This window comes from Myxococcus sp. AM010 (assembly GCF_013372585.1).
Lineage (GTDB): Bacteria > Myxococcota > Myxococcia > Myxococcales > Myxococcaceae > Myxococcus > Myxococcus vastator.
In genome coordinates this window covers 39,190-58,045 of the sequence record NZ_JABXEO010000056.1, presented here as the reverse complement: position 1 = coordinate 58,045, position 18,856 = coordinate 39,190, and the positions used below count along the sequence as shown (strand labels likewise).

Sequence of the window (18,856 nt, the reverse complement as noted above, 5' to 3'; positions counted from 1 at the left end):
CCCCCTTTGACGCCCCACCCGGCCACTGCTCATCCAGGGCCGTGCAGCCATCACCGTCGCCGTTCCAGGCAAACGCACCGCGGAAGCCCCGGCCATCCGCGTGGATGGCGCCCGCGTTGTTCACCGCGCCCTGTGACAGGAAGGCCACCACGCCGCCCGTCGCCCCATCCCACGGCGCCGCCACGATGCTCCCCGCGGCGTTCACCGTCACGCTGGTGTACTCGGGCACCCGAATCGCCTGCGTCCCGGTGGCTCCGAAGGCCACCGTGAGTGGCTGCGTGAAGTTGAGCCGCGTCGCCGTGAGGCTGGCAATCCGCGCGAACTCCCAGCGGCCCACCGGGCCTCCCACCAGGTTGATAGGCGTCTGACTCCCAGACGCGGGCGCCGCGAGCCCCGTGGTCTGGTGCACCATCACCAGGTTGCCCACCGAGAAGCCCGTGGTCGAGGCCACCGTCACGAAGCTCTGCCCCGCGGGCACGGCCGCTGTCACGCGCGTGTAGGTATTGATGGACGTGTTGGCGGCGTTGATGGTCAGCGCGCCGACGGCCCCGCTCCCCAGGCCGACGTTGTCCACGGCGGCCATCGCCACCGGCCCAAGCAGCGCCGCGCACAGCAGCGCCAGGGGTGCGATGGCCAGGCCAAGGCGCCCTTGGAAAACCCGACTAAGCAGGGGGACGTAAAAGGTCGTTCGAGTCATAAACCTGGGGTCGTTGGGGGGGTATGGGCCCAGCGGCAAATGCCGCACATAGCAATCCGAGAGCCAGCCGCTGTCCAATCTACGACCCTCGGTATTCCGAGGATTTCAGCGCCCTGCTCAAGGGGTAGAGCCCGCCCCATCCGAACCACGGATCCAGATTCCGGAAACTGGACCGATTCGCGCCTCCAAGAGGGCAACCCACCAGGTCCTCTGACGCGTCAAACCAGGACGCTGACGCGTCAGTCGGGACGCGGGGTGTGGCCCTCGGCCAAATAAAAAGGGCCCTCCTTTCGGAGAGCCCTTGGGCGACGCGGTGGGCGCTCGGCCCGGCGCGTTAGAAGATTTCCTCGAGCCACTCGCGCATGCGGCCCTTCACCTTCTTGTACACGTTCTCCTCGCGGATGCGGAACATGCGCCGGTCCAGGTGGCGGGCGCCGTAGACGACCAGGCCCACGCCGGTGGCGTACATGGGGCTCTTCACCACGTCCACCAGACCGCCAATGCCACGCGGCATGCCTCGGCGAACGGGCAGGCCCAGGACTTCCTCGGCCAGCTCCGGCATGCCGGCCAGCAGCGTGGAGCCACCCGTAATCACCACGCCCGAGGCCAGCAGGTCCTCGTAGCCGCACTTCTGGATTTCGCGGTGCACGAGCTGGAAGATCTCCTCCACGCGCGGCTCCAGGATTTCGCAGAGAATCTGCCGCCCGAGCACGCGGGGCTGACGCCCCCCGACGCTGGGCACTTCAATGGTGTCGTCCTTGTTGATGAGCGACGACAGCGCGCAGCCGTACTTCTGCTTGATGCGCTCGGCCTCGTGCGCCGGGGTGCGCAGGCCAATGGCGATATCGCTGGTGAGGTTGTTGCCGCCCAGCGCAATCACCGCCGTGTGGACGATGGAGCCGCCAGAGAAGATGGCGATGTCCGTGGTGCCGCCGCCGATGTCGACGAGGCACACGCCCAGCTCCTTCTCGTCCTCGCCCAGCACCGCCTCCGCGCTGGCCAGCGGCTGAAGGACGATGTCGGAGACGTTGAGCCCGGTGCGGTTGGCGCACTTGACGATGTTCTGCGCGCTGGACACCGCGCCCGTGACGATATGGACCTTGGCCTCCAGCCGGACGCCCGCCATGCCCAGGGGCTCCTTGATGCCGCCCTGGTCGTCGATGATGAACTCCTGCGGAAGGACGTGGATGACCTCCCGGTCCAGCGGAATCGCCACGGCCTTGGCCGCGTCGATGACGCGGGCGATGTCCGCGTCGCGGACCTCCTTGTCCTTGACGGCGACGATGCCCTGGGAATTGAAGCCCTTGATGTGGCCTCCGGCGATGCCCGTGTAGACGTGGGAAATCTCCGCCCCCGCCATGAGCTCCGCTTCTTCCACCGCGCGGCGGATGGAAGAGACGGTCGCCTCGATGTTCACCACCACGCCCTTGCGCAGACCCTTCGACGGATGCGTACCGATGCCGATGATGTCGATGCCGCTGTCGGTCAGCTCTCCGACGATGGCGCAGATCTTCGTCGTGCCGATGTCGAGGCCGACGATGATCTCCCCCGACTTCTGCTTCGCCATGACAACCCTCCCAGGCCCCCCACTCTCGTGAAAGGGGCGCGTCCTCTTACCGCATCGAAGCCCCGCTCCTCTCGGACGCGGGGCTCGAAATCTTCACCGCCACCCAGCCGGGCCGGGCACGGTTATCCAGGTGAATGATCTCCGCTGCAAGCCCCCTCGCACCCAGTTCGCGCCGGACGCGGGCAAGACGTTGCAGCTTGACCTCTGAATCTCCTTCACCCAGGCGCACTTCCTGACCGGACGCCGTCACCAGCGCCAGGCTCTGCGCCTCCAGGCGGACCTCCGACAACTGTTCGGCCTTCTCGGGTGACAGCCGCGCGTACGCGCTCGCCACCGCCAGCGCCGAACGCAGGCGCTCCCGCGCCGCCGCCGGGTCCGCCACATAACCTTCCCGGTCCAGGCCCGTCACCAGGGGCAAGTCCAGTCCGTCCCCGGGCGTCACCCGCTTGAAGGGCTCACCCTCTTCGTCCAGGACGTACAGCTCCCCCAGCACCGCCATGGCCACCGGCGCGTGCTCCGTCACCTCCACCGACACGCGGTTGGGGAACCGGCGCGTCACCTCCACCGTGCGCAGCCAGGGGTGCTGGTGCATGGCGCGCTCCAGCGCGTCCACGTCCAGCTTCCACAGGTTCTGCCCCTTCGTCAGCGCCGCCAGCCGCAGCAGCTCCACCCGGGAGGCACGCTGGAGACCGGAGAAGGACACCGCCTCCAGATTGAAGCGCGGCGACGTCAGCGCCCACTCCCGCAGCGCCACCCCACCCCACACCAGCAGCCCGGTGCCCAGCGTCAACCCCAGCACCCTGAGCACGCCCGGCCCGTGCGAACGCACCGCGCCTCGGACCGCCTCTTTCTGCTGGGCGGCGTCCTGACGGCGGCGGTTCTTGGATTTTCCGAAGGCCATGGGGAGAAAAGGATTGACGCATGCTGTGCGCGGTTGAGGAGCCGCGCCAGTTTTTGGCTACAGGCACGTCGCTGTAGCGCAAGCCGCCACACAGACGCTTCGGAAATTTTCGAGGGAGGCCGACGCCGAGTTGCGCCGGGCCGAAAACCGGACGCTCAGGCCTTGAGACACGCGCCCAGCAGCAGGCGCTCGCACAGGGAGGGGAAGTCGATACCGCGCCCCGCGGCAATCTTGGGCAAGAGGCTCGAGGCCGTCATGCCCGGCAGCGTGTTGGTCTCCAGGAGGAACACTTCCCCTCCGTCGGTGACGATGACGTCCGACCGCGAGCCCCCGCTACACCCCAGGGCCTGGTGCGCGGCCAGGCACACCTCATTCACCCGCGCGTACTGTTCTGGAGGCAGGGGCGCGGGGAAGAGGTACTGCGTCCCGGTGCCGGCCTTGTACTTCGCGTCATAGTCGTAGAACTCGCGCGCGGCGCGGACCTCGATGACGCCCAGGGCCTCATCGTCCAGCACGCCACCCTGCACTTCGCGTCCCTTGACGAACTGCTCGACCAGCAGGGTGCCCGCGTACTTCGCCGCGTCCGTCACGGCGGCCTCGTAGGCGTCCCGCGTCTTGCAGATGTGCACGCCCACGCTGCTGCCTTCGCGGCTGGGCTTCACCACCACTGGAAACGGGAAGGGCAGGCTGTCCGCCGCCGCCAGCGCCGACGCGGCGTCCCGGAAGGAGCGGTACGCGGGCGTGGGGATGCCGTGGGCCACGAAGACCTGCTTGGCGTACACCTTGTCCATGCCCAGCGCGGAGGCCAGCACGCCGCTGCCGGTATAAGGAATGAAGAGCGACTCCAGCAGCCCCTGGAGACAGCCGTCCTCGCCATAGCGCCCGTGGACGGCCAGCCACGCCACGTCCACCTGCTCCGCCGCCAGGCGCGCGGGCAAGTCCTTGCCCACGTCAAGCTCCACCACGGTGTAGCCCAGCCCGCGCAGCGCCCCGGAGACGGCCTCGCCGGTGCGCAGGGACACGTCGCGCTCCGCGGACATTCCGCCCAACAGCACGCCGACACGCTTCTGCTTGAGCTCGTCCTTCGTGAAGGCACCGCGGTTCGGAGTCACAGGAAGTCTCCCAGGCGCTTGACTTCGGGTTTCATGTCGACGCCGGACTGCTCGCGCACCCGCTGCCGCATGAGGGTGACGAGTCCCAGCACGTCGCGGGCGGTGGCGCCGCCCAGGTTCACAATCCAGTTGGCGTGCAGGGTGGACACCTGCGCGCGCCCCAGCGAGTACCCTTTCAGGCCCGCCAGTTCAATCAGCCGCCCGGCATGGTCGCCTGGCGGGTTGGTGAAGACGCTGCCGAAGTTGGGCTGACTGAGCGGCTGTGTCCGCTTCCGGTAACCCAGGTCCGCGTCCATGACGGCCTTGGAGGCCACCACGTCCCCCGTGCGAAGCGCGAAGCGCACCCGGGTGACGACGCCGCCCGGCGGCAACTCGGAGTGACGGTAGGCGTGCGGCACCTGCGCCTTCGTCAGCCACCCCACCCCGTCCGCCGTGGCCACCTCCACCGCCTCGATGACGCGGAAGGCCTCGCCATTCTTGGTGCCGGCGTTCATCGACACCGCGCCGCCCAGCGTGCCGGGGATGCCGGCCAGGAACTCCGCGCCCACCAGCGCGTGCGCCCGCATGACGTTGATGAGGCGGACGATGGCCGCCCCCGCGCCCAGCGTGAGCCGCCCTTCCTCGGGGCCCACGTCGGCCACCTCCGGGAAGAGGTCTCCGGGCAGCTTCAGCGTCAGGCCGGGCACCCCACCGTCGCCCACCAGCGTGTTGGCGCCGCCGCCCAGAATCGAGACGGGGACACCCTCCTCGCGCGCCAGCTTCAGCAAGGCCACCAGGGCGTCCGGCGAGCGCGGGCGCACCAGGGCTTCCGCGGCGCCGCCGGCCCGGACGCTGGTGAGCGGCGCCAGCGGCTCGCCCGCCTTCACCTCGCAGCCCCCCAGCGACTCCACGCGCGCCGCCAGCGCCGTCTTCACGCCCGCTTCCACCATGGCGCTAGTCCTTCGACAGGGGGGTGGTGCGCAGCAGCTCGAGCAACTCCGGCCCCACGTGGGTGATGTCACCCGCGCCCAGCGTCAGCACCAGGTCACCCTCGCGCAGCCGCGGCAGCAGCGCCGCCGGCAGGTCCGTGCGCTTCTCCACGAAGGCGACGTCGCGGTGGCCGTGGGCGCGGATGGCGTCCGCCAGCGCGTCACCCGTGGCGCCCTCGATGCGCTCCTCACCCGCCGCGTAGACGCTGGTGACGAAGAGCACGTCCGAATCATTGAAGGAGGTGGTGAACTCCTTCATCAGGTCATGCGTGCGCGTGTAGCGGTGCGGCTGGAAGGCCACCACCACCCGGCGCCCGAAGGCCCGCCGCGCGCCGGCCAGCGTGGCCAGCACCTCCGTGGGGTGGTGCCCATAGTCGTCCACCACGGTGATGCCCTGGGCCTCGCCGCGCACGGTGAAGCGCCGCTGCACGCCGCCGAACTCGGCCAGCGATTCGCGCACCGTCTCCAGCGGGATGTCCATCTCCTCCGCCACGGCGATGACGGCCAGCGCGTTGAAGGCGTTGTGCGCGCCCACCATCCGCACGCGGAACTCACCCAGCGCCTCTTCCCGGCGGTAGGCGTGGAAGCGCGTGGTGAAGCCGTCCAACTGGATGTTCTCCAGCCGGTAGTCCGCCATGTGCGAGCTGCCGTAGGTGACGAAGCGCTTCTCGATGCGCGGCAGCAGCGCCTGGACGTTGGGGTTGTCCAGGCACAGCACGTTGAGGCCGTAGAACGGCACCCGGTTGCAGAACTCCACGAAGGCGGACTGGAGCGTGTCCAGGTCGCCGTAGTGGTCCATGTGCTCCGGGTCGATGTTGGTGACGATGGCGATGGACGGGTGCAGGTGCAGGAAGCTGCCGTCGCTCTCGTCGGCCTCCACCACCATCAGCTCGCTCTTGCCCAGCTTGGCGTTGGAGTCGAGCACGTTCACCTTGCCGCCCACCACCGCCGTCGGATCCAACCCCGCCGCGCTCATCACGGTGGCCACCATGGACGTCGTCGTCGTCTTCCCGTGGCTGCCAGCCACGGCGACCGCGTACTTCAGGCGCATCAGCTCCGCGAGCATCTCCGCGCGGGGGATGACGGGAATCTTCCGCTGCCTGGCGGCGACCACCTCCGGGTTGTCCTTGCGCACCGCGGAGGAAGTCACCACCACGTCCGCCTGGACCAGGTTCTGCGCGCGGTGGCCTTCGAAGAAGGTCGCGCCCATGCGCGCCAGGCGCCGGGTGATGTCGCTCTCGCGCAAGTCCGAGCCGGACACCCGGTAGCCCATGTTCAGCAGCACCTCGGCGATGCCACTCATGCCGATACCACCGAGCCCCACGAAGTGGACCTGCGCCGCGTGGCGCGTCTTGAAGAGGCTGGGGGGCTTGTTGCGCGTCACGAGTGGCTCCTGGGGGCCTTCTTCTCGGCTTCGATGGGGGTGCGCTCGCGGCCGTTGGGGCCCCACGTCTGGACCATCAGGTCCACGCACACGTCCGCCAGCTCCTTGGCGGCCTCGGGACGGCCCAGCAGGCCCGCCTTCTTCTCCATGCTCTTGAGGCGCTCGGGGTGGCTCTTCAGCTCACGCACCGTCTGCGCCAGCTTCTCCCCGGTGAGCTCCGACTCGCGGAACATCAGCGCCGCGCCCGCGTCCACCAGCGCCCGCGCGTTGACGGCCTGGTGGTCGTCCGTGGCGTGCGGGAAGGGAATCAGGATGCTGGCCTTCTTGCAGACGGTCAGCTCCGCGAGCGTCGTCGCGCCCGCGCGACAGACGACGAGGTCCGCGCGGGCATAGGCGCTGGACATGTCGTCGATGAACTCCACCACCTCCGCCTGGAAGCCCTTGTCCGCGTAGCCCTTGCGCACCGACTCCAAATCATTCTTCCCCGTCTGGTGGACGAAGTGCAGGCTGTCCTTCAGGTCGCCCAGCGAGTCCAGCGCCTCGGTCATCCGCTGGTTGATGCCCCGCGCGCCCAGGCTGCCGCCGAAGACGAGCACGGAGAAGCGCTCGTGCGCGACGTGGCTGCGCAGGTAGTTGTCCATCAGCTTGCGGCGGATGGGGTTGCCGATGAGCTGGACCTTCTTCTCCGGGAAGAAGGCGCGCGCCTCCTCGAAGGCGATGAACACCACGCGGACAATCCGGCCCAGCACCTTGTTGGTGAAGCCGGGCAGCGCGTTCTGCTCCTGGATGGCGGTGGGGATGCCCATCAGCCACGCGGCCAGCACCACTGGCCCGCTGGCGTAGCCGCCCACGCCCACCACCACGTCCGGCTTCTGCCGGGCGAGGATGCGAAAGGACTCGATGAAGGCCAGCGGCAGCGCGAAGAGCGCCTTGAGCAGGGCCAGGAAGCCCTTGCCCTTGAGGCCCTGCACCTTCACCAGCTCCAGCGGATAGCCCTCCTTCGGCACCACGCGCGCCTCGATGCCACGCTCGGTGCCCACGAAGACGACCTCGTTGCGGTGATGCCGTGTCACCACCTCTTCCGCCAGGGCGATGCCCGGAAAGAGGTGTCCGCCCGTGCCCCCACCCGCGATGAGCACCTTCATCATGCCGCCACCTCCCGCATGTCGGTTCCCACCCGGCTGGGCCTCGCGGCCCCCTGGGTGTTCGCGCTCAACGACAACAGCACTCCAGCCGCGCCCATCAGCACCACCAGCGATGAACCTCCGTACGACACGAAGGGCAGCGTCAGCCCCTTCGTCGGCAGCAAACCCATGGCCACGCACATGTTGACCGCGGCCTGGAACGCGATGATGGAGCTGATGCCCAGCCCCAGGTACGTACCGAACGTCTCCCCCGCCGCCAGGCTGGCCCGGACGCCGCGCCACAGCACGACGCCGTAGAGCACCACCAGCAGGCCCACGCCAATCAGGCCCGTCTCCTCGGCGATGATGGAGAAGATGAAGTCGGTGTGGGCTTCGGGCAGGAAGAAGAGCTTCTGCCGTCCGTCGCCCAGGCCCAGGCCCACCACGCCGCCCGAGCCAATGGACATCAGCGATTCGGCCACCTGGTAGCCCACGTCATGCCGGTGCGCCCACGGGTCCATGAAGGCCAGGATGCGCTTCATCCGGTACGGACTGGAGGCAATGGCCACGTAGGCCAGGGGCAGCGCCAGCAGCACCATGCCCACCAGGTAGCTCAGCTTCGCGCCGGCCGCGAACAGCAGCACGAAGAGCATGAACACCAGCAGCACGCTGCTGCCGAAGTCGGGCTGCATCATGCAAAGCAACACCAGGATGCCGCACAGCGCGAGGTGCGGAACGAAGCCCACGGAGAACTTCGCCACCTTCTCCCGCTTCTTCGCCAGCGAGTAGGACAGGTAGACGACCCAGGCGAACTTCGCCACCTCCGCCGGCTGCAGGCCAAAGCCCGGCAGGCGGATCCACCGCCGCGCGCCACCCGCCGTGCTGCCGATGCCGGGGATGTTCACCAGCACCAACAGGACGATGGCCGCCAGCAGCAGCGGATAGGCCCAGCGCGCCAGCCGGCGCCAGCCGACCTTCATGGCCACGGCCATGGCGCCCAGCCCCAGGCCCGCGGCGACGAGCTGACGCTTGAGGAAGTAGAGGCTGTCGCCCAGCTTGTCCTGCGCCAGCACCGCGCTGGCCGAGTACACCATCACCAGCCCGAAGCTCACGAGCCCCAGCACCGCGCAGAGCAGCACCGGGTCGAAGCGCACGAGGGCGGAGGACGGAGAAAAAGGGTTCTTCATGCCGTCACAGCGCCTCCACCAGGCGCTTGAACGAATCGCCCCGGTCCTCGAAGTTCTTGAACTGGTCGAAGGACGCGCACGCGGGCGACAGCAGCACCGTGTCCCCCCGCTCCGCCAGCGCCCGCGCCCGCGCCACCGCCTGGGTCAGGGTGCCGCACGCGTGGACCCGCGCCGCGCCGGCATAGGCCTGGGCCAGCGTGTCCGCGTCGTCGCCGATGGTGAGCACGCCCTTCACCTTGCCCCGCCCCGCCTCCACCATGGGCGCGTACGACGCGCCCTTGCCCTTGCCGCCGGCAATCAGCCACACGTCCCTGGAGAACGCGCGCAGCGCCACCAGCACCGACTCCACGTTGGTGGCCTTCGAGTCATTCACCCACTCGACGCCCTCCAGCACGCGCACGCTCTCCAGCCGGTGCGGCAGGCCCGGGTAGCCGTCCAGCCCCGCCTGCACCGCGCCGGAGGTGACGCCGCCCAGGCGCGCCAGCAGCGCAGCCGCCATCGCGTTCTGCGCGTTGTGGGCGCCGCGCAGCGCGCGGTTCGTCAGCGTGTAGTGCTCGCCCAGGAAGTCCAGCCGGAAGCCGCCCGGCTCCGCCACCGCCAGGCCCGCCAGCGCCGGGGCCTCCGTCACCGGCTTGCCCGTGAGGCTGAAGCCGTACACCGGCGCCTTCGCGGCGCGCGCCAGGCCCAGCACGTCCGCGTCGTCCGCGTTCACCACCGCGAAGTCACCGGCCTGCTGCTGCTGGAAGATGCGCGCCTTCGCCTCGCCGTAGGCCGCGTGGCTGGGATAGCGGTCAATGTGGTCCGGCGTCAGGTTGAGGATGGCCGCGCCTCGGGGGCGCAGCGCGCGGATGCCCTCCAACTGGTAGCTGGACAGTTCCACCACCAGCGCGTCCCATTCGCCCGGGGACAGGGCCGCCTCGCTGAAGGGCCGGCCCAGGTTGCCGCCCACGAAGGTGCGCTTGCCGCCGCTGGCGAAGAGCGTGCCCGTGAGCGCCGTGGTGGTGCTCTTGCCGTTGGTGCCGGTGATGCCGAACAGCGGTACGCTGGACAGCAGGCGGCCCGCAAGCTCCACCTCGCCCCACACCGCCACGCCCGCCGCGCGCGCGGCCTGGATTTCCGGCAGCGCCAGCGGCACCCCCGGGCTCACCACCACCAGGTCCTGCGACGCGAGCAGCCCCGGCGGCGTGGGTCCGGACACCAACGCGGCGCCCAGCGCCTTCACCTCGTGGGCCACCGAGCCCAGCGTGTCCTCGCCGCGTACGTCCAGCGCCGTGACGTCCGCGCCCTGCTGACGCAGAAGGCGCAGCGCGGCCACGCCGCTCTTCGCGAGCCCGAACACCAGCACCTTCTGACCGGACAGCGCCAACGTCATGGCCGTGCCACCTCCGGGTTCAGCGGAGCTTCAGGGACAGGAGCGCCACGCCACCACAGAGGATGGAGACGATCCAGAAACGGACGATGATCTTCGGCTCCGCCATTCCCTTGAGCTCGAAGTGATGGTGCACCGGCGCCATCTTGAAGACGCGCTTGCCCGTCATCTTGAAGGACGTGACTTGAATCATCACGCTCAGGATTTCGGCGAAGAAGATGCCGTGGATGATGGCGGACACCACCTCGTTCTTGGACAGCACCGCCAGCCCGCCCAGCGCGCCACCCAGCGCCAGCGAGCCGATGTCCCCCATGAAGACGGAGGCCGGGTAGGTGTTGAACCACAGGAAGGAGATGCCCGCGCCGACGATGGCCGCGCAGAACACGGCCAGCTCCGCGCCGCCCGGCACCTGGAGGATGCCCAGGTACTGGTACAGCGGCGTGGCCACCAGCTTCGACACGCCGCCCACCACCTCCGAATCCGCGATGCTCAGCGTGGTGCCCGCGACGTAGCAGAGCACCGCGAAGGTGATGCCGGACACGATGGTGGGGACGATGGCCAGCCCGTCCAGGCCGTCCGTGAGGTTCACCGCGTTGGACGTGCCCACGACGACAATCCACGCGAAGAAGACGTAGAACCAGCCCAGGTCCGGGTTGAACCAGCGCGTCGGGATGAAGGGCAGCGTCAGCTTCGTGTTGATGAGCAGCGTGGGCCCGAAGGAGCCGTCCGGCAGCGTCCACGTCGTCAGCAGGCCGAACACGGCGACGAGGAAGAAGAAGGTCTGCAGCACCATCTTCTTGCGCCCGGCCAGGCCCTTGGAGTTGCGCTTGGACAGCTTGAGCCAGTCATCCAGGAAGCCGATGAAGCCGTAGCCCAGCGTCAAGAGCAGCATCACCCACACCGCGCGGCTCTTCAGGTCCGCGAACAGCAGCGTGCCCGCCGCGATGCACAGCAGGATGAGCGCGCCGCCCATGGTGGGCGTGCCCTTCTTCTTCTGGTGCGAATCCGGCGTGTCCTCGCGCACGTTGCTCTGGCCGTGCTGCTTCAGCCGCAGCCGGGCGATGAGCCTGGGCCCGATGAGCATGCCCAGGAGCAGCGCGAAGACGCCCGCGGCGATGATGCGGAAGGTGGGGTAGCGCAGGAAGTTGAGGACGCGCCCCGCCTCCGTGTTCTGGATGACCTCGTAGAGGAGGTACAGCACTAGTGATTTCCTCCGGGGGCGGCCGTGCCCGTCAGGGCGGCCACCACCCGCTCCAGCCGCATGCCGCGGCTGCCCTTCACCAGCACCACGTCACCCTCGCGAAGCCGCGGCGCCAACCACGCCATCAGCGGCTCCACGTCGGTGAAGTGGGCGGCGGATTCACCCATGGAAGCGGCCTCCCACCCCTTCACGGAGCGGGGACCGAAGAATGCCGCCAGCGTCGCGTGCGAGGGGACCTGACCGCCCAGGCGCGCGTGCTCCTCGAGCTCGCCCGGCCCCAGCTCCAGCATGTCCCCCAGCACCGCCACGGCCCGGCCACCCGCGGGCACCAGCGTGCCCAGCGTCTGAAGCGCGGCGTCCATGGAGGCCGGGTTGGCGTTGTAGGAGTCGTCGATGACGGTCACCCCGTGCTGCCCGTCCACCACGTTGAGGCGCCGCGAGTACGGCCGCGCCGACTCCAGGCCCCGCACGCACTCCTCCGGCGTGTAGCCCAGCGCCAGCGCCACCGCGAAGGCCGCCGTCGCGTTCTGCGCGTTGTGGGGCCCCACGAAGCGCAGCCGCACCGGCCACTCGCGGCCCAGGTGCCGCACCGTGGCCACCATGCCCTCACGGCCCAGCGTCTTCACGTCCCAAAGCCGCACGTCCGCGTGCTCCGCCCGGCCGAACGTCAGCCGCTGCGCGCCGCTGCGCGCCGCCTGCGCGGAGATGAGCGCGTCGTCCACGTTCACCACGACGGTGGTGCCGTGCCCCATCTCCTGGAACAGCTCGCCCTCCGCCGCAGCCACGCCCTCCAGGCTGCCCAGCCCCTCCAGATGTTCGGGCTGGACCACCGTGATGACGCCCGCGTCCGGCTGGACGACGCGCGCCAGCCGTTCGATTTCCCCTGGCTGGTTCATCCCTACTTCGATGACCGCCGCGACGTGGCGCGGCTCCAGCCGGAAGAGCGTCAGCGGGACGCCAATCTCGTTGTTGAGGTTGCCCTCGGTCTTCAGCGCCGGCCCGCGCGTGGCCAGGATTGCGCCCACCATCTCCTTGGTGGTCGTCTTCCCGTTGGAGCCACCCACCGCGCACACCGGAATCCGGAAGCGCTGACGGTGGTGCCGTCCCAGCGCGCCCAGGGCCCGCAGGGTGTCATCGACTTCATAGAGCGTCAGCCCGTCGGGCAGCGCGGGCAACGGGCGCCCGCGCGCCACCACCGCCCCGGCCGCCCCGCCCTTCGCCGCGGCGTCCACGAAGGCGTGGGCGTCGAAGCGCTCACCCACCAGGGCCACGAAGAGGCACCCGGGGGTGAGTGCCCGGGTGTCGGTACAGACGGCAGCGTAGGCGGCCCGGGCCGGGCCGCCACGCCGGGTCGCCCCGGTCGCCTGCACCACCTCTTCGTCGCTGAAGGAAGCTGCCATGGTGTGAGAGATGGGCGGGTCGACGGGGCTTGGGAGGCTCGGGCTCAGCCAGCGGTGCGGTTGGCCAGCGCCTTCGCGGCCACCTGCCGGTCGTCGAACGCGAGCTTCTCCGCGCCGACCTGCTGGTACGTCTCGTGGCCCTTGCCCGCGATGAGCACGACGTCGTCCGCGGACGCCAGGCTGATGGCCTGTTCAATCGCCGCGCGGCGGTCCGCGTCGACCAGGTAGCCCTTCTCACCGCTCTTCGCCTTGCCGGCGGAGATGCGGCGCAGGCCGCCCTTCTCGATGCCCGCGGCCACCTGCGAGATGATCTCCTCGGGGTCCTCGGTGCGGGGGTTGTCGCTGGTGATGACGGCCAGGTCGGCGCCCTCACCCGCCACCGCGCCCATCAGCGGACGCTTGCCCTTGTCGCGGTCCCCGCCGCAGCCGAACACCGCGATGACGCGGCCCTTGGCCAGCGAGCGCGCCGCCTCGATGGAGCGCTTGAGCGCGTCATCCGTGTGCGCGTAGTCCACCAGCACCGCGGGGGCGCCGGACGGACCGTAGTTCTCCACGCGCTCCATGCGGCCAGCGACCGGCATCATCCGCTCGATGCCTTCCTGCACGTCGCGCCGCGCGAAGCCCGCGCCCAGGCCCAGGCCCACCGCCAGGAGGATGTTCTCCAGGTTGTGGGGCCCCAGGAGCTTGCTCTTGAGCGGGATGTCACCCGCGGGCGTCTTCAGCACGCCCTTGATGCCCTGGAGCGAGAAGCTCACGTCGGCCACCGAAATCTCCCCGGAGCCCTGACGGCTGAACTTCCACGCCATGCGCTTCTGGCCGCGCTGCTCGTTGTAGATGCGGCTGGCGTAGGTGTCGTCGCCGTTCACCACCGCCACGCCCGTGGCGGACAGGTTCTCCGAGAACAGCTTCCGCTTGGACTGGAAGTAATCCTCCATGTCCTTGTGGTAGTCGAGGTGGTCCCGGCTCAGGTTGGCGAAGCCCGCCGCCTTGAAGGTCAGCCCGTGCACGCGCTCCTGCGCGAGCGCATGGCTGGACACCTCCATGATGACCGTCTCCACGCCCGCCTCCACCATCTCCCGGAGGATGCGGTGCAGCTCCAGCGGATCCGGCGTGGTGTTGGCGCACTCCACCGTGCGGCCGGCGAACTTGTAGCCCAGCGTCCCGATGACGCCGGTGGCCGCGTACGCCGCGGTGCTCATGGCCTCCAGCAGATAGCTGGCCGTGGTCTTCCCGTTCGTCCCGGTGAGGCCCAGCAACGTCAGCTGGTCCGCCGGGCGGCCGTAGAAGTTGGCCGCGATGAGCGCCAGCGCCTTGCGGGCGCTGCCCACCTTGAAGAAGGGCACCTGCGAGGACGGCACCGGCTTCTCCGACACCACCGCCACGGCGCCACGGGACACGGCCTCACCGATGAACTGGGCCCCATCCTCCTTCGTGCCAGGAATGGCGACGAACAGGTCTCCCGGCTTCACGCGCCGCGAGTCCTGCGTCACCCCGGTGACGTCAACCGCGGAACGGCCGCCCGAGGTCTGCTCGGCACCACATCCTGCGAGGACATCCGTCAGCTTCATCTCTTCCCCTTCACACGCATTGCAAGAGCGGGGCCTGGAGCGGACGCGGCGTTATTGCCGCGCGGCGAGCTCCAGCGTCACCCGGGCCCCCTTCTCCACCAATGAACCGGCGGGGGGGGTTTGAGATACCACGCGTCCACTGCCCAATACCTGTGGCTCCAGCGCCGCGGCGAGCAGCTTCACCACGGCCTCACGTCCTACTGCTCCCTGAAGGTCCGGCACACGTACCGTGCCGGGTTCAGGGGTCTCCGTCACCGCGTCCGCCAGCGCCGTCCGGGCGGCTCCGGAGGCCTTCGCCCCCGGCTTCGCCGCGGCAGGCGCGGGTGACACGGCGGCCACGGCCACCTCGGGTGCCACCGTCCGGGACGGGGGCACTGCCAGGTGAGCCATGGCGGCGGTCGCAATCTCCTTGAAAGCAGGGGCAGCCACGGTCCCCCCGTATACGTCCGTCTTGGGTTCGTCCACTACGACAAGAATCACTGCTCGCGGAGACTCGGCCGGTACCACTCCAATAAAGGAGGCGATCCGCTTGTCCGAATACCCCCGCGCCACCGGGTCTGCCTTCTGCGCGGTGCCCGTCTTTCCGGCCACCCGGTAGTCTTCCATGGCGGCCCTGGTGGCCGTCCCTCCCTTGACCACCACGCTTTCAAGCATGCCCACGACCTGCCGGGCGACCTTCGCGGAGACCGCCCTGCGCAGCTCCGTGGGACGGTTTTCCAGCAGAACGACACCGTCCGGGTCCACCACCTTCGACACCAGATAGGGCCGCATCAGCACCCCATCGTTGGCCAGCGCACCATAGGCGGCCGCGATCTGCACCGCCGTGGCCGTCATCCCCTGCCCGAAGGATTGGGTGGCCAGGGAGACCTCCGCCTTCGGGAACGGCAGGACGCCGCGCCCCTCGCCCGGCAGGGACAGGCCGGTGCGCTCGGCGAAGCCGAAGGCCTGGTAGCCCTTCACGAACTTCTCCCGCCCCAGGGCCTGGGCAATCTTGGCCATGCAGATGTTGGAGGACACCTGGAGGATGCCCCGCGGCCCGAGCCAGCCGTAGGAATGGGTGTCGTTGATGGTGTGCCGGCCCACCCGCCAGGCGCCGTTCTCACAGAAGAAGAGGCTGTCGGCGGTGATGGCCTTCTCCTCCAGCGCCGTGGCCACCACGAAGGACTTCAGCGTGGAGCCCGGCTCGAAGGTGTCCAGGGCGGCGCGGTTGCGCATGCCCGAGCGCGTGCTGGACTCCGGCGTGTTGGGGTTGAAGCGCGGGTGGTTGGCCACGGCGAGCAGCTCGCCCGTGCGCGGATCCAACACCACCGCCATGCCGGCCACGGCCTTGGCGTCCTCCACCGCGCGGCTGAGCGCCTTCTCCGCGACGTACTGGATGTGCCGGTCCAACGTGAGGGTGACGGCGGCGCCCTGGCGTTGGAGCGGATCCAACGCGCCCTGGACCAGCAGCTTGCGGCCCTTGGCGTCACGGAAGCTGGACGTGGAGGAGTTCTGCCCGGACAGCTCGTCGTGGAAGGCCAGCTCCAGGCCCTCCAGGCCGCGGCCGTCCATGCCCACCGTGCCCACCACGTGGGCGCCCAGCTCGCGCTGGGGGTAGAAGCGCTTGGGCTCCTTGGAGAAGCCCATACCCGGCAGCGCCAGCGCCTTCACCGCGGCGACCTCGGCGGGCTTGGCCTGGCGCTTCACCCAGGCGAAGCGCCTGGCCCGGGCCAGGCGCGCGCCCAGCTCATCCGGGTCCAGCTTCAGCGCCCTGGCCAGCGCCCGGGACGCGACCTTCACGTCGGGCAGCATGGACGGGTCCACCCAGATGGAGTCCACCTCCACGCTCTGGGCCAGCGGCGTGCCACGCCGGTCGAAGATGTCGCCGCGGCGGGCCGGAATCTCGATGTGCCGGACGTACTGGTCCTGCGCCATGCCGCGCAGCTTCTCCTGCTCGAAGACCTGGAGCTGCACCGCACGACCAAAGGCGACGCCGAGCAGCATCAGGAACAGCCCGAACAGCAGCCGTACCCGCAGCTTCAGCCACTTCGCGTTGGGCTCTGGAGCCCGCGCCGCCTTGAAGTCTCTCACCGACCCGCTCCGGCGCGGCCCGCCACGCGGACGGTGGGCTGAGCGGCGTCTGGGGCTTCCGCGCGCGCCCCGCCGCCACGCGCCGGCTTCTCCGCCGACAGCGACACCACGGCGCCGCCGCGCGGCATGGCCATGTTGAGCTGCTCGCGCGCCACGCGCTCCAGCCGGCCCGGCGCCTTGAGCGTGGCCAGCTCCAGCTTCAGCCGGTCATTCTCGCGCGTGAGGATGCGGCTCTCCGCCTCCTCGCGCGACAGGCGGTAGCCCATGTCCACCACCAGCACCCGGCTGCTGACGTGGAGGATGCCCACCGCCGCGAAGAGGGCGAAGAGGCACACGGCCGGCAGCAGGTGCAGCAGCACACCGCCCACCGACACGGAAGCACGCAACGCCGACACCCGGGAGTGCACCTTGCTCATCGGAGTTTCTCCACCACGCGCAGATGCGCGCTGCGTGAACGGGGGTTGGCCTCGACCTCCGCCTCGGAGGCGGCCACGGCCTTCTTCGTCACCAGGGCGAAATCCCCCACCCCGCTGCACACGCACACCGGCAGGCCCGGCGGACAGGTGCAGCGCCCCGCGAGTGCGCGGAACGCCTCCTTCACCTTCCGGTCCTCCAGGGAGTGGAAGGCGATGACGGCGGCGCGGCCCCCCACCTTGAGGAGCCCGGGGATGGCGGCCAGCAGCGCGTCCAGCGCCTCCAGCTCACCGTTGACGGCCATGCGCAGCGCCTGGAAGGTCCGGGTGGCCACGTGGATGCGGTTGGGCCACGCCTTGCGCGGCACCGCCCGCTTCACGACCTCCGCGGCCTCCAGCGTGCGCGTGGGCAGCGCCTTCTTCAGCTCGCGGGCAATGGGCCGGGCGAAGGGCTCTTCACCGTAGTCCTTGAGGATGCGGACCAGCTCGCGCTCGTCCGTGGTGGCGATCAGCTCCGCCGCCGTCGGGCCGTCCGGCCCCATGCGCATGTCCAGCGGGCCGTCCTTGGAGAAGGAGAAGCCGCGCTCGGCCACGTCCAGCTGCGGCGACGACACGCCCAGGTCTACCAGCACCCCCTCCACGGGCAGCAGGTCCGCGGCGACGCGGGGCAGCTCGGCGAAGTTGCCGGCGCGGCCCTGGAAGCGCGGGTTGGCGCCCAGGCGCGCGGTGGCCGCAGCGAGCGCCACCGGATCCCGGTCCACGCCGACCACCGTGGCGCCCGAGGCCAGCAGCGCCTCCGAGTGGCCACCGCCACCCAGCGTCCCGTCGATGATGACCTTCCCCTCCGCCGGCCGAAGCAGCGCCACTGCTTCCCGCAGGAGGACGGTCTGGTGCTGGAAGTCCGAAGCCGTCACGGGCCGTCAGACGAAGGGTGCCCGCGCCAGCGCGAAGGCGGCTCGGGCATCGTTCATGTGCGGGTAGATTTCGAAACAGTCGTGCGCGCCGGCCGCGCGGAAGATGGCGGCCAGGTACGGCGACAGCCCGGACAGCTTCACGTCCCCACCGGCGCGGCGGAAGACCTCCGTGCGCGCCATCAGCGGCCTGACGCCCCGGTAGTTCAGGTGCCCCACGTCCCCGAAGTCCAGCACCACCTGACGCGTGCCGCGCTGCAGCTTGCGGCCCAGGTCGTCGCACAGCTCGAGCAGGTCCTGCTCGCTCAGCTCGCCCTCCAGCATGAGCGTCTCGACACGGCCGGCGGCCATCGCCGCGCCCGCCAACCCTGGCCGAACCTCCAGAACCTGGTTCATACGCTTGCCACCCTCCCGGTACTTCGGGGTCCTGTCGACTTTCCCGTCACGCCTGCCGCAGCTCGGCGAGCACCTTCATCACATCCGCGGAGGTCGCTTCCTGGCGCGCTTCTTCCTGCGCCTTCGCCCATCCCTCGCGACTCCACAGCTCGATGACCTTCACCATCCCCGCCCACACCACGTCCTTCTCCAGCCCCGCATAGGAGCGGAGCGTCGGAGGGATGAGCAGGCGTCCCAGCTTGTCCAGCGGGCACTCCTGCGCGCTGGCCACGTACAAGCGCATCAGCGTCTTCACCCCAGGCTCCATCGGGTTGCGCTTGGCCAACGACAGCTCCAGCGCTTCCCACTCCCGCACCGGATAGGCGTGGAGGCATCTGTCGAGCGCCGTCGTGAGGATGAGCCTCTCGTCGTAGGCGCCCACCAGCGTGTCCCGGAGCTTCGCCGGGAGGCTCGTCCGCCCCTTCGCGTCGATCTGGTGCTCATAGACGCCTCGGAACACGCGGGACGATCCACCTTTTCAGCCCGATGAGGGATGAACCTCCACTCCTTCCCACTCCTTGCCACTTCCGGGCGGCATACATACGCGCC

General features: G+C 69.7%; 16 protein-coding genes and 1 pseudogene. All 17 read right to left on the bottom strand.

All coding sequences use genetic code 11. The features are described from left to right. Positions 1-583: pseudogene (locus HV826_RS23805) on the bottom strand (hypothetical protein); the annotation flags it as partial. A 448-nt stretch (positions 584-1,031) separates the two neighbouring features. Next, positions 1,032-2,264 (bottom strand): cell division protein FtsA, encoded by a 1,233-nt coding sequence (gene ftsA / locus HV826_RS23800; protein WP_176410408.1) that lies wholly within the window; start codon positions 2,262-2,264, stop codon positions 1,032-1,034. A gap of 46 nt (positions 2,265-2,310) precedes the next feature. Continuing rightward, the gene (locus tag HV826_RS23795; protein ID WP_176419297.1) at positions 2,311-3,165 is read right to left on the bottom strand and encodes a cell division protein FtsQ/DivIB; all 855 of its coding nucleotides are present in this window, start codon (positions 3,163-3,165) and stop codon (positions 2,311-2,313) included. A 155-nt stretch (positions 3,166-3,320) separates the two neighbouring features. Beyond that, entirely contained in the window at positions 3,321-4,277 is a 957-nt protein-coding gene (locus tag HV826_RS23790) for a D-alanine--D-alanine ligase (RefSeq protein ID WP_176419296.1), read from the bottom strand. Further along, the gene (gene murB, locus HV826_RS23785) at positions 4,274-5,206 is read right to left on the bottom strand and encodes a UDP-N-acetylmuramate dehydrogenase (RefSeq protein WP_176419295.1); all 933 of its coding nucleotides are present in this window, start codon (positions 5,204-5,206) and stop codon (positions 4,274-4,276) included. The genes HV826_RS23790 and murB overlap by 4 nt, the downstream gene beginning before the upstream one ends. Positions 5,207-5,210: 4 nt before the next feature. After that, positions 5,211-6,629, bottom strand: a complete 1,419-nt coding sequence (gene murC, locus HV826_RS23780; protein ID WP_176419294.1) for a UDP-N-acetylmuramate--L-alanine ligase — start codon at positions 6,627-6,629, stop codon at positions 5,211-5,213. After that, the gene (murG, locus tag HV826_RS23775; protein ID WP_176419293.1) at positions 6,626-7,777 is read right to left on the bottom strand and encodes an undecaprenyldiphospho-muramoylpentapeptide beta-N-acetylglucosaminyltransferase; all 1,152 of its coding nucleotides are present in this window, start codon (positions 7,775-7,777) and stop codon (positions 6,626-6,628) included. The genes murC and murG overlap by 4 nt, the downstream gene beginning before the upstream one ends. After that, positions 7,774-8,940, bottom strand: coding sequence for a putative lipid II flippase FtsW (gene ftsW, locus HV826_RS23770; protein ID WP_176419292.1), 1,167 nt, complete (start codon positions 8,938-8,940; stop codon positions 7,774-7,776). The genes murG and ftsW overlap by 4 nt, the downstream gene beginning before the upstream one ends. 4 nt (positions 8,941-8,944) lie before the next feature. Further along, the gene (murD, locus tag HV826_RS23765; protein ID WP_176419291.1) at positions 8,945-10,312 is read right to left on the bottom strand and encodes a UDP-N-acetylmuramoyl-L-alanine--D-glutamate ligase; all 1,368 of its coding nucleotides are present in this window, start codon (positions 10,310-10,312) and stop codon (positions 8,945-8,947) included. Positions 10,313-10,331: 19 nt separating this feature from the next. Next, on the bottom strand, positions 10,332-11,510 hold the full coding sequence (mraY, locus tag HV826_RS23760) for a phospho-N-acetylmuramoyl-pentapeptide-transferase (RefSeq protein ID WP_163781962.1): 1,179 nt from the start codon (positions 11,508-11,510) through the stop codon (positions 10,332-10,334). After that, entirely contained in the window at positions 11,510-12,910 is a 1,401-nt protein-coding gene (gene murF / locus HV826_RS23755; RefSeq protein ID WP_176419290.1) for a UDP-N-acetylmuramoyl-tripeptide--D-alanyl-D-alanine ligase, read from the bottom strand. The genes mraY and murF overlap by 1 nt, the downstream gene beginning before the upstream one ends. Before the next feature lie 44 nt (positions 12,911-12,954). Next, a complete protein-coding gene (locus HV826_RS23750) occupies positions 12,955-14,478 on the bottom strand; it encodes a UDP-N-acetylmuramoyl-L-alanyl-D-glutamate--2,6-diaminopimelate ligase (protein WP_163781958.1) in 1,524 nt (507 codons plus the stop codon). 51 nt (positions 14,479-14,529) lie between these two features. Next, positions 14,530-16,548: a penicillin-binding protein gene (locus tag HV826_RS23745; protein ID WP_176419289.1), complete on the bottom strand. Its 2,019-nt coding sequence runs from the start codon at positions 16,546-16,548 to the stop codon at positions 14,530-14,532. After that, positions 16,545-16,964: a cell division protein FtsL gene (locus HV826_RS23740; RefSeq protein ID WP_176419288.1), complete on the bottom strand. Its 420-nt coding sequence runs from the start codon at positions 16,962-16,964 to the stop codon at positions 16,545-16,547. The genes HV826_RS23745 and HV826_RS23740 overlap by 4 nt, the downstream gene beginning before the upstream one ends. Next, positions 16,961-17,875: a 16S rRNA (cytosine(1402)-N(4))-methyltransferase RsmH gene (gene rsmH / locus HV826_RS23735; RefSeq protein WP_176419287.1), complete on the bottom strand. Its 915-nt coding sequence runs from the start codon at positions 17,873-17,875 to the stop codon at positions 16,961-16,963. The genes HV826_RS23740 and rsmH overlap by 4 nt, the downstream gene beginning before the upstream one ends. Positions 17,876-17,881: 6 nt before the next feature. Continuing rightward, positions 17,882-18,268 (bottom strand): STAS domain-containing protein, encoded by a 387-nt coding sequence (locus HV826_RS23730; RefSeq protein WP_176419286.1) that lies wholly within the window; start codon positions 18,266-18,268, stop codon positions 17,882-17,884. Between the two features lie 46 nt (positions 18,269-18,314). Continuing rightward, positions 18,315-18,767 (bottom strand): division/cell wall cluster transcriptional repressor MraZ, encoded by a 453-nt coding sequence (gene mraZ, locus HV826_RS23725; RefSeq protein ID WP_090490200.1) that lies wholly within the window; start codon positions 18,765-18,767, stop codon positions 18,315-18,317. Between the last annotated feature and the right edge of the window lie 89 nt (positions 18,768-18,856).

Excerpts from the sequence above, each read along its gene's own strand:
- ftsA (WP_176410408.1), bottom strand. The coding sequence starts at position 2,264 with ATGGCGAAGCAGAAGTCGGGGGAGATCATCGTCGGCCTCGACATCGGC.
- HV826_RS23795 (WP_176419297.1), bottom strand. The coding sequence starts at position 3,165 with ATGGCCTTCGGAAAATCCAAGAACCGCCGCCGTCAGGACGCCGCCCAG.
- murB (WP_176419295.1), bottom strand. The coding sequence starts at position 5,206 with ATGGTGGAAGCGGGCGTGAAGACGGCGCTGGCGGCGCGCGTGGAGTCG.
- murG (WP_176419293.1), bottom strand. The coding sequence starts at position 7,777 with ATGATGAAGGTGCTCATCGCGGGTGGGGGCACGGGCGGACACCTCTTT.
- ftsW (WP_176419292.1), bottom strand. The coding sequence starts at position 8,940 with ATGAAGAACCCTTTTTCTCCGTCCTCCGCCCTCGTGCGCTTCGACCCG.
- murD (WP_176419291.1), bottom strand. The coding sequence starts at position 10,312 with ATGACGTTGGCGCTGTCCGGTCAGAAGGTGCTGGTGTTCGGGCTCGCG.
- murF (WP_176419290.1), bottom strand. The coding sequence starts at position 12,910 with ATGGCAGCTTCCTTCAGCGACGAAGAGGTGGTGCAGGCGACCGGGGCG.
- HV826_RS23750 (WP_163781958.1), bottom strand. The coding sequence starts at position 14,478 with ATGAAGCTGACGGATGTCCTCGCAGGATGTGGTGCCGAGCAGACCTCG.
- HV826_RS23740 (WP_176419288.1), bottom strand. The coding sequence starts at position 16,964 with ATGAGCAAGGTGCACTCCCGGGTGTCGGCGTTGCGTGCTTCCGTGTCG.
- HV826_RS23730 (WP_176419286.1), bottom strand. The coding sequence starts at position 18,268 with ATGAACCAGGTTCTGGAGGTTCGGCCAGGGTTGGCGGGCGCGGCGATG.